This window comes from Frankia gtarii (assembly GCF_025403375.1).
Lineage (GTDB): Bacteria > Actinomycetota > Actinomycetes > Frankiales > Frankiaceae > Frankia > Frankia gtarii.
On sequence record NZ_JAMPTM010000287.1, the window covers coordinates 1 to 8,270 of the forward strand.

Annotated in this window: 7 protein-coding genes; 3 read left to right on the forward strand and 4 right to left on the reverse strand. The window is 72.1% G+C overall.

Translation table 11 applies throughout. From position 1 onward, the window contains the following. Positions 1–479: 479 nt before the first annotated feature. Entirely contained in the window at positions 480–686 is a 207-nt protein-coding gene (locus NBZ83_RS27095; RefSeq protein ID WP_261555939.1) for an RNA-binding S4 domain-containing protein, read from the forward strand. Between the two features lie 54 nt (positions 687–740). On the opposite strand, the gene NBZ83_RS27100 is transcribed toward NBZ83_RS27095, so the two are convergent. The 3 genes from NBZ83_RS27100 to NBZ83_RS27110 form a co-directional block, all read right to left on the reverse strand. After that, positions 741–1,265: a lytic transglycosylase domain-containing protein gene (locus tag NBZ83_RS27100; RefSeq protein WP_261568678.1), complete on the reverse strand. Its 525-nt coding sequence runs from the start codon at positions 1,263–1,265 to the stop codon at positions 741–743. Positions 1,266–1,355: 90 nt separating this feature from the next. Further along, the gene (locus NBZ83_RS27105) at positions 1,356–2,111 is read right to left on the reverse strand and encodes a tyrosine-protein phosphatase (RefSeq protein ID WP_261568679.1); all 756 of its coding nucleotides are present in this window, start codon (positions 2,109–2,111) and stop codon (positions 1,356–1,358) included. 135 nt (positions 2,112–2,246) lie between these two features. Next, complete coding sequence (locus NBZ83_RS27110; RefSeq protein WP_261555925.1) at positions 2,247–2,975, reverse strand: NeuD/PglB/VioB family sugar acetyltransferase; 729 nt, start codon at positions 2,973–2,975, stop codon at positions 2,247–2,249. 155 nt (positions 2,976–3,130) lie between these two features. Here NBZ83_RS27110 and NBZ83_RS27115 point away from each other — a divergent pair, with 155 nt between their 5' ends. Then, the gene (locus NBZ83_RS27115; protein ID WP_261568680.1) at positions 3,131–4,114 is read left to right on the forward strand and encodes an NAD-dependent epimerase/dehydratase family protein; all 984 of its coding nucleotides are present in this window, start codon (positions 3,131–3,133) and stop codon (positions 4,112–4,114) included. A 21-nt stretch (positions 4,115–4,135) separates the two neighbouring features. On the opposite strand, the gene NBZ83_RS27120 is transcribed toward NBZ83_RS27115, so the two are convergent. After that, positions 4,136–6,196: a nucleoside-diphosphate sugar epimerase/dehydratase gene (locus tag NBZ83_RS27120; RefSeq protein WP_261568681.1), complete on the reverse strand. Its 2,061-nt coding sequence runs from the start codon at positions 6,194–6,196 to the stop codon at positions 4,136–4,138. Between the two features lie 117 nt (positions 6,197–6,313). Here NBZ83_RS27120 and NBZ83_RS27125 point away from each other — a divergent pair, with 117 nt between their 5' ends. Further along, complete coding sequence (locus tag NBZ83_RS27125) at positions 6,314–8,230, forward strand: tyrosine-protein kinase domain-containing protein (RefSeq protein ID WP_261576048.1); 1,917 nt, start codon at positions 6,314–6,316, stop codon at positions 8,228–8,230. Positions 8,231–8,270 lie beyond the last annotated feature (40 nt).

The following is an 8,270-nucleotide window of genomic DNA, read 5'->3' on the forward strand; positions in this document are numbered from 1 at the left end:
AGACGACGCCGTCGAGCTGTGGTCCGGCGACGCGCTGACGATCGGCGACGGGCTGACCCTGATCAACGGCGGGGTGCACTTCGCCGGCGGCACGGTCCTGCACTGGGCCCAGGGTGAGGACGGTCGGTGGGCCGCTGCCAGGTGTTTTCGCTGGCCGCGGGGACGCGCTGACGCGCCTGCCCGTCCCGTCCGAGGGGTCCGACGGGTCCGAGGGGAAACCTGCCACGTCCGCCAGCATGCCTCAGCTCTCCGCCGAGGATGTGGATTGTCGTTGCCGACCGGGTGGCCCACAGGGCCGGTGACCCGGGTGGACGAGTGTGTTCAGGGTCGCGCGGGCCTGGCCCGAGAGTGCCGGCACGGGGCGTCAGCCGCGAACAGGCCGCTGTTCGGCGTGTCCGGCTCAAGGACGGCGAACCGGGCAGGGTGCCCCCGGGGAGGCGCCGCGCGCCCGGCCGCGGGGACCGGAGATGCTTGAGGGCATGCGTGACGTGAGCATCCAGGGCGACGCGATCCGGCTGGGCCAGTTCCTCAAGCTCGCCGACGTCGTCGGCGTCGGGTCGGACGTGAAGGGGCTGCTGATGGGTGGCATGGTGCGGGTCAACGGAGAGGTGGAGAGCCGCCGCGGGCGCCAGCTCGTCCCGGGTGATGAGGTCGTGGTGCCGGGGGAGCGGCTGCGGGTGGGCTGAGAGGTTGCCAGTTCGGCTGGAGCTGGGCGGTCAGGCTGGAGCTGGTTGGTCTGGTCAGAGCTGGTCAGAGAAGGCGTCCGCCCAGTCCCGGACCTTCGTCACGTAGGCCCGGGTCTCCCCGATGTCGGGGATGCCGCCCGCGAGGCGCACGGTGTCCGGCCCCGCGTTGTACGCGGCGAGGACCAGGGAGACCCGATCCCCCGGCAGGTGCGCGAGCAGTTCGGCGAGCCGCGACTCGTAGTACGCGGCCGACAGGATGGCGTCGCGGGGGTTCAGGGGGTCGGCCACGCCGTCGTCGTTGCCGTCGAGCCCGAAGTCCTTCCAGGTGGTCGGGAGGAACTGCATGATGCCGCGGGCGCCGGCGTTCGACACTGCCCTCGGGTTGAACTTGCTCTCGACGCGTGCCTGCGCGGCGAGCTGGGCGGGGGTCAGGATGCCGTAGGCGGTGGCGGCCGCCCGGAACACCGGGATCAGGTCGTCCGGCACGCGGTGGGCCCGCCGCAGGATGCCGCAGCCCGCCACGAGCGTGACCGCGAGCAGGGCGGCCAGGAGTGTCCGCGGGGGCAACCGGTGGATCATGTGCGCATCTTCCATCTCCGCCGGCGGCGCCGGCGGCGTCGTCTGCGTGGTCCGGTCAGTCAGGGCCCGTCCGGACGATCCGTGCTGTGGCTAGCCGACCAGGGTCCGGCGCAGCGCGCCCAGGTCCGACTCGGTGAGCCCAGCATTGCGGGCCCAGGCGGCGGGACCACCCCAGCTGGCGTCGACGCCGGCGAGGAAGCCTCTCATGACCTCCGGACGGCAGGACAGTGCGTCGGGGGTGAGCGGGGCGGTCGGCCGGTTGTAGGAGGGCCGCTTCGCCAGGCGGGCGTTGACCAGGTGAATCCGCTCGTTGGTCTGGGCGTAGTCGGCGACGATCGCCTCGCGGTCGACCCCGGCGATGCTCAGCAGCAGGGCCGCGAGGACGCCGGTGCGGTCCTTGCCGGCCGCGCAGTGGAACAGCGCGGGGCCCGCGGTCGGCTGGGCCAGCACCCGTAGCGCCTGGGCGACGGCGGGGCCGGCGAGGCGCAGATAGTCCAGGTAGTGCTCGATGCGGTCGACCGAGTCGAGATCGCGGACGATCGCGGGAAACCGCGGGTCGTCCGGCATCACCCACTCGCCGGGCAGGAACGACAGGTTGTGATAGTCGATGGGTTCCTCGGCGAGGGGCCCCCGGCCTTCCCGCGCCGCCTCCTCCCTGGCCCGCAGATCGATGATCGTCCGCAGGCCGAAGGTCTCCCGCAGCAGGATGACATCGGCGTCGGTCAGAGTCTGCACCGAATCGGCCCGGAGGAACACCCCGTGCCGGGTGGCTGCCCCGTCGAGGGTGGGTAGCCCACCGAGATCGCGTACGTTGTCGCAGCCCGAGAGGTTGAACCAGCGCTCCACAAGGCGATCCTAGGACCACAGGCGGTACCGGCCGGGCCGATATGGGGGAATCGGCGGGGCCGGCGGCAGATGCGGAGCAGGCCGAGGACGGGGTGGCCAGGCCGTGGCCCCGGGTCCGAGTGGGCGGTGGCGCCCTCAGCGCGGTGTCGGGGCGTCGCGCTGGCCGGGCGGGAGACCGGCGCGGTCGCCGGGCAGCCGGGGCCGGTCAGGGGCGGCGTCGATCGGCCGGGCCGGCACGCCCGCGACGACCTGGGCGGCGCGGATGTCGTCAGTGACGACGGCGCCGGCACCGACGACCGCGCCGTCGCCGACGCTGCGGCGGGCGACGATGTTCGCCTGGGCGCCGATCCACGCCTGGGCGCCGACCGCCACCCCGCCGGAGATCCGCGCGCCCGGCGCGATCGTCACGTAGTCGCCGATGCGGCAGTCGTGGGCCACGCTGGCGCCGACGTTGACCACCACGTGCCGGCCGGTGCGGACGTTCGTCGTGATGCTGGCCAACGCGCAGATCACGGTGCCGGGCCCGAGGCGGACGTCGCCGCCGAGGTTGGCGCGCGGGTGGACGAGAGTCGCCGGGCGCCGGCCGTGGACGCTGGCGTAACGGTCGACGCGCAGGCGGCCCGCGGCGTCACTGAAGCCGATCAGGTAGTCGGCGTCGAGGCGGCCGAGCAGGTCCAGCCCGCCGAGCAGGGGCGCTCCGCGGCGGGCGACCGGGTCGGGGTCCGCTGATCCGTCGTCGAGGAAGCCGAGGAAGGCGTAGCGGAGCTGGCTGTCGACCGTGTTGACCGCCTCGACCACGTCGAGCAACTCCCGACCGTGACCGCCGGCGCCGACGATGACCAGCGAGCGCGGGTGGTCGGGCACGCGGTGACCGTAAACCTGCGTCCCTACGAGTTCAACCTGACACTCACAGTAACGATCTGGCGAGATTTTCGGGTGCGTTCCGCGCGGAATGGCCGGCGAATCGAGTCGGCTCTACTACTATGAGCATCCTTCTGAACTCGAAGGGTGATGAATCGGTGAAGGTAGTCGTGACAGGCGGTGCCGGCTTCATCGGTGCCCACCTGACCAGAGCGCTGCTCGCCGCCGGAGCCGAGGTGGTGGTGGTCGACGATCTCAGTACCGGGGCGGTGTCGAACCTCGCGGGACTGCCCGTGAGATTGGTGATCGGCAGCGTCACCGACCGCTCCCTGGTCGAGGAGGCGTGCACGGGGGCGGAGAGCATCGTGCACCTGGCGGCCCGGCCGTCGGTGGAGCGTTCGCTGCTCGACCCCATGGCCACCCACACGGTCAACGCGACGGGCACCCTGACGGTGCTCGGCGTTGCCCAGCGAGCCGAGACGCACGTCGTCGTCGCGTCCTCCTCGTCCGTCTACGGCGGGGCGGGCCCGCTGCCTCGCGCGGAGGACACCCCCACGCGGCCGCGCAGCCCGTACGCGGCCTCGAAGCTCGCCGCGGAGAGCTACGCGCTGGCCTATCAGTCGGGATTCGGCCTGCCGGTGCTCGCCGCCCGGCTGTTCAACGTGTTCGGCCCGTACCAGTCGGTGGGGCACGCCTACGCCGCCGTCGTCCCCACCTTCATCGACGCCGCGCTCGCGGGAAGGCCGCTGACGGTGCACGGCGACGGCCACCAGACCCGGGACTTCACCTACGTGGCGGGCGTCGCCGGCCTGCTGCGCGACGCGGCGATGCGCCGGGTGAGCCACCCACAGCCGGTCAACATCGCCTTCGGCACCCGCACGGACCTGCTCACCGTCATCGGCGAGCTGGAGCGGATCGTCGGACGCCGGTTGAGCGTGCATCACGGCGCGCCCCGCACCGGCGACGTCCGCGACTCCCAGGCGGACACGGCGACGATGCGGGCGCTTTTCCCCGACGCGACCGGCCTGGACCTCCCCGCCGCACTGGCGACGACGGTCGCCTGGTATGCCGACCGGAACGGCACCGCACCGGGCGTCAGCCCCGCAGCGGTGCCCGAAACGGCGGCATCCGAGCGGCTCTGACCGCCACCCGACCTGCCAGGGTCATGGCGTGGCCGGCCGGGCGGCGTCGGCGCGATCCGCCGTCGGCTGACGGGGAATCAGCCCGGCTGCCGATCGCTGACCGGCCCCGGCCCCGGCTCCAGCAGCTCCAGCTCCAGCTCCGGTCCCGGTCCAGGGCGCGGCGGCGGGGGTTGCCGCGGTGGCGCGGGCGGCCGTGACGTCGGCGGCCAGGGTGGCCGGGACGAGGACGTCCTCGCCGGCCAGGGCGGCGAGCTCGGCCATGACCTCCGCCGGCGCGGCCCAGGGGTCGAGGGCGAGTACCCGGGTCGGGTCCAGCGGGGGCACGGCGACGTGGGAAATCAGGGGATGGTGCGGACGCTGGTCGGTCTCGCCGGCGCCGAACAGCTCCTCGTGCAGCTTCTCCCCGCGGCCCAGCCCGGTGTAGATGATCTCGATTGGCTGGTTCTCGCGGGCCACGAGCCGTGCGGCGACGTCCGCGATCCGCACCGGTTCGCCCATGTCGAGGACGAGGGCCTCGCCGGCGGAGCCGAGGGCCCCGGCCTGCAGCACAAGCTGCACGGCCTCGGGGATGGTCATGAAGTACCGGGTCACGTCGGGATGGGTGACCGTGATCGGCCCGCCCACGGCGAGCTGGCCGGCGAAGACGGTGAGCACGGAGCCGTTGCTTCCCAGCACGTTGCCGAACCGCACGCTGACCAGCGTTCCGCTGGCCTCACGCGCCAGATGGGCGGTGAGCCGTTCGGTGATCCGCTTGGAGTAGCCCAGCGCGCTGACCGGGTTGGCGGCCTTGTCCGTCGAGATGTTCACCAACCGCTCGACGCCGCAGGCCACGGCCGTCTGCAGGATCGCCAGCGTGCCCCAGACGTTGGTCTTCACCGACTCGCCGGGGAAGCGCTCGAGCAGCGGGAGATGTTTGAGGGCCGCGGCGTGGAACACGACCTGCGGGCGACGCTCCATGAACAGGGTGGTGACGAGGTCGAGGTCGCGGATGTCGCCGAGCACGATCGTGTCGTCGTCGAGCATCGCGCGGCCCGAGATTGACAGCTGCACCGCCCGCAGTGCGGACTCGTCCCGATCCATCATGATCAGTTCTTCCGGGCCGTAGTTGGCGATCTGCCGGCACAGCTCCGAGCCGATCGACCCGCCCGCGCCGGTCACCAGCACCCGGCGGCCCACCAGGTAACTCGCGGCGGCGGCGACGTCGGTGCGGACCTGGCGGCGGCCCAGCAGGTCGGCGAGATCCAGGTCGCGGATGTCGCCGACGCCGACCCGCCCTTCGATCAGATCGCCGACTTTGGGTAGGACCTTCACCTTGAGGCCGGCGCTCTCGGCGATTCTGCTGATCTCCCGGAGTAGTCCTGCGTCCGCGCTCGGGATGGCCACCAGCAGGGTTCTGGCGCCGGTGGTTGCCGCGACCCTGCCGATCGCCTCCCGTCCGCCGAGCACCCGCACCCCGAAAAGCCGCAGGTTGCGCAGGTTCGGGTCGTCGTCGAGCAGCGCGACGGGGTAGTAGGGGCTGTCCTGGGTGCGCAGCATCGCCGCGAGGACCCCTTCGGCGCCGAGGCCGGCGCCGAAGATCAGCACCGGCTCGGCGCTGTCCCGGTTCGGCCGGCGCAGTTGTTCCTCCAGCAGCCGCCACAGGTAGCGCACGCCGAACATCACGACCAGGGTCACCGCGCCGCCGAGCGGCGGCACGCTCAGCGGCATCGGGCGCGGCGAGCCGAAGGCGGCGATGACGACGAGCAGACCGACGATCGTCAGCAGTACCGCCACGAGCAGCCCGAGGACCTCCTCGAATCCGCCGAACCGGTAGCGCCCCAGGTAGAGGTGCAGCGCCGTGCCCAGGAAATGGAGCAGGCAGACCGCCAGGGCGCAGATCACCCAGAAGTCGAGGTCGGCCAGGGCATCGAAGGTGAAGTCGAACCTTCCAAGCTGGGCGGCGGTGAGACCGAGGATCATCGCCGCGCTGTCGAGGGCGATCTGCAGCTCGACTCGCTGGCGGAGGTTGAGCCGCGAGACGCGCCGCGCGAGATGAGCTGTCCGTCGGTCGCCGACCGTGCCGTCTACTCTACGTCTCCACATGAGGTCATAGAGTAAGCGTAACGGAGAGTAAAAGAATCGCTACGCATCGAGTATGTTGAGGTAGTCCTCGATGACGGTGAGTGGTCGTCATATACATCCCGGGAGGGTGGTCGACGAGTGGAACTGCGTGACTATGTCCGCGTCCTTCGCCGCAGCTGGATGCTCATGGTGGCCTGCGTGGTGCTCGGCGGCCTGCTTGCCGCCACCGCGACCTGGCGGGCGACGAAGGAATACGCCGCGTCTGTGACCATGGTCGTCTCCTCACCCGACAACGCCGAGGGCGCCGCATCGGCCTACCAGGGCGGCCTGCTCTCACAACAGCGGGTGAAGTCGTACGCGAACCTCGTGGCCAGCGAGCGGGTGGCGACCGCGGTCATCGACCGGCTCCACCTGAAGACGACCCCGGAGATGCTGCGGGGACAGATCTCCGCGCAGGCGGTCCCGGACACTGTGCTGCTGCGCGCCACCGTCCGTGACCGGGTGCCGAGAAGGGCCCAGTCGATCGCCGACACGGTCGGCGAGTCGTTCTCCCTCGCCGTCGCGCAGATCGAGGCGCCCACCGACGACGAACCGCCGTCCGTGCGGGTGAGCGTCTGGGAACGCGCCAAGCTGCCGGTCACGCCGGTCTCGCCGCAACCGACCCGCAACCTGGCTCTCGGCGTGCTGCTCGGGCTGATCGTCGGCATCGCGGCGGCGCTTGTCCGCTTCCGCCTGGACACCAGCGTTTCCGGGGAGGAAGACGCCCGGGAATCGACGGATCTGCCGAACCTCGCCGTGATCGCCTACGACGCCGACGCGGTCCGCCGGCCGCTCGTCATCAACGCCCGGGCGCACTCCGCCCGCGCGGAGGCCTTCCGGCAGCTGCGCACCAACCTGCAGTTCGTCGACGTCGACGCCGGCCCCCGGTCGATCCTCGTCAGCAGCTCCGTGCCGGGCGAGGGCAAGACCACCACGATCTGTAACCTGGCGATCAGCCTGGCCCAGGGCGGTGCCCGGGTCTGCCTGATCGAGGGCGACCTGCGCCGGCCGTCGTTCGGTGAATACCTCGGCGTCGAGTCCGCGGCCGGTCTGACCTCCGTCCTCATCGGCGCCGCCGACCTCGACGACGTGCTGCAGCCGTGGGGCGAAGGCCGGGTGGGAGATGGCCGGGTCGAGGTGCTCGCCTCCGGGCCGGTCCCCCCGAACCCCAGCGAACTGCTGGGCTCCAAGGGCATGGCCGACCTCATCGAGCTGCTGCAGGTTCGGTTCGACATCGTGCTGATTGACGCCCCGCCCCTGCTGCCGGTGACCGACGCCGCGGTGCTCGCGACCCGGGCCGAGGGGGTCCTGCTGGTGGCCCGGGTCGGCCGGACCCGCCGCGAGCAGCTTCGCCGTGCCGCCGAGGCGTTGCGCGCGGTCGACGCCCGGATGGTCGGCACGGTGCTGAACATGGTCCCGACGAAGGGGCCGGACGCCTACTACTTCTCCCAGTACGGTAACTACGCGCCGCGGGGCCGACACGCCCGTTCGTCGAAGATCCGGGTGGCCGACTTCCCCGCGCCGGACGTCGGCGTCGGGCCCGCCCGACCGATCGGGGCCTCCGCGGCGCCCGGCGCCTTGTCGGCGCAGACATCGTCGGCCGCTGCGTCCGGCCGTTTCGGCGGCCACCGCAACGCAACCGCCGGGAGTAGGCGCAAAGCCGTTTCCGTGCCGGCCGCGCGGGAGCCGATCGACGCCGACCCGTCCGCTGCGGCGGATCCCCGCGGGCCGACTGAGCTGGCCGGCGCCGTTCCCCGCGGCGGCTCCGCTACCGCGGGGCGCGCCCGTAACCGCCGAGGAGAGGCCAAGCGGGGCGACGTGGGCCGGTCCGCGACAGAGTCGTCGGCGGATCGACCGGCGGCCAGCGGCCACCCCGACAACTCGGGCGGTGCCGACGGCTCGGGCGGTCCAGGAGCCTCACGTGATCGCAGTGGCTCCGGTGATGGAGCCAGCTCCTCCGGTTCCGCGGCGATGTCTGGCGAGCACGGCTCCGCCAGACCGCCGTCCCCCCGATGACGGCTGGGAATTCGGGGGCGAGGGGATCAGAGGAAAGCGG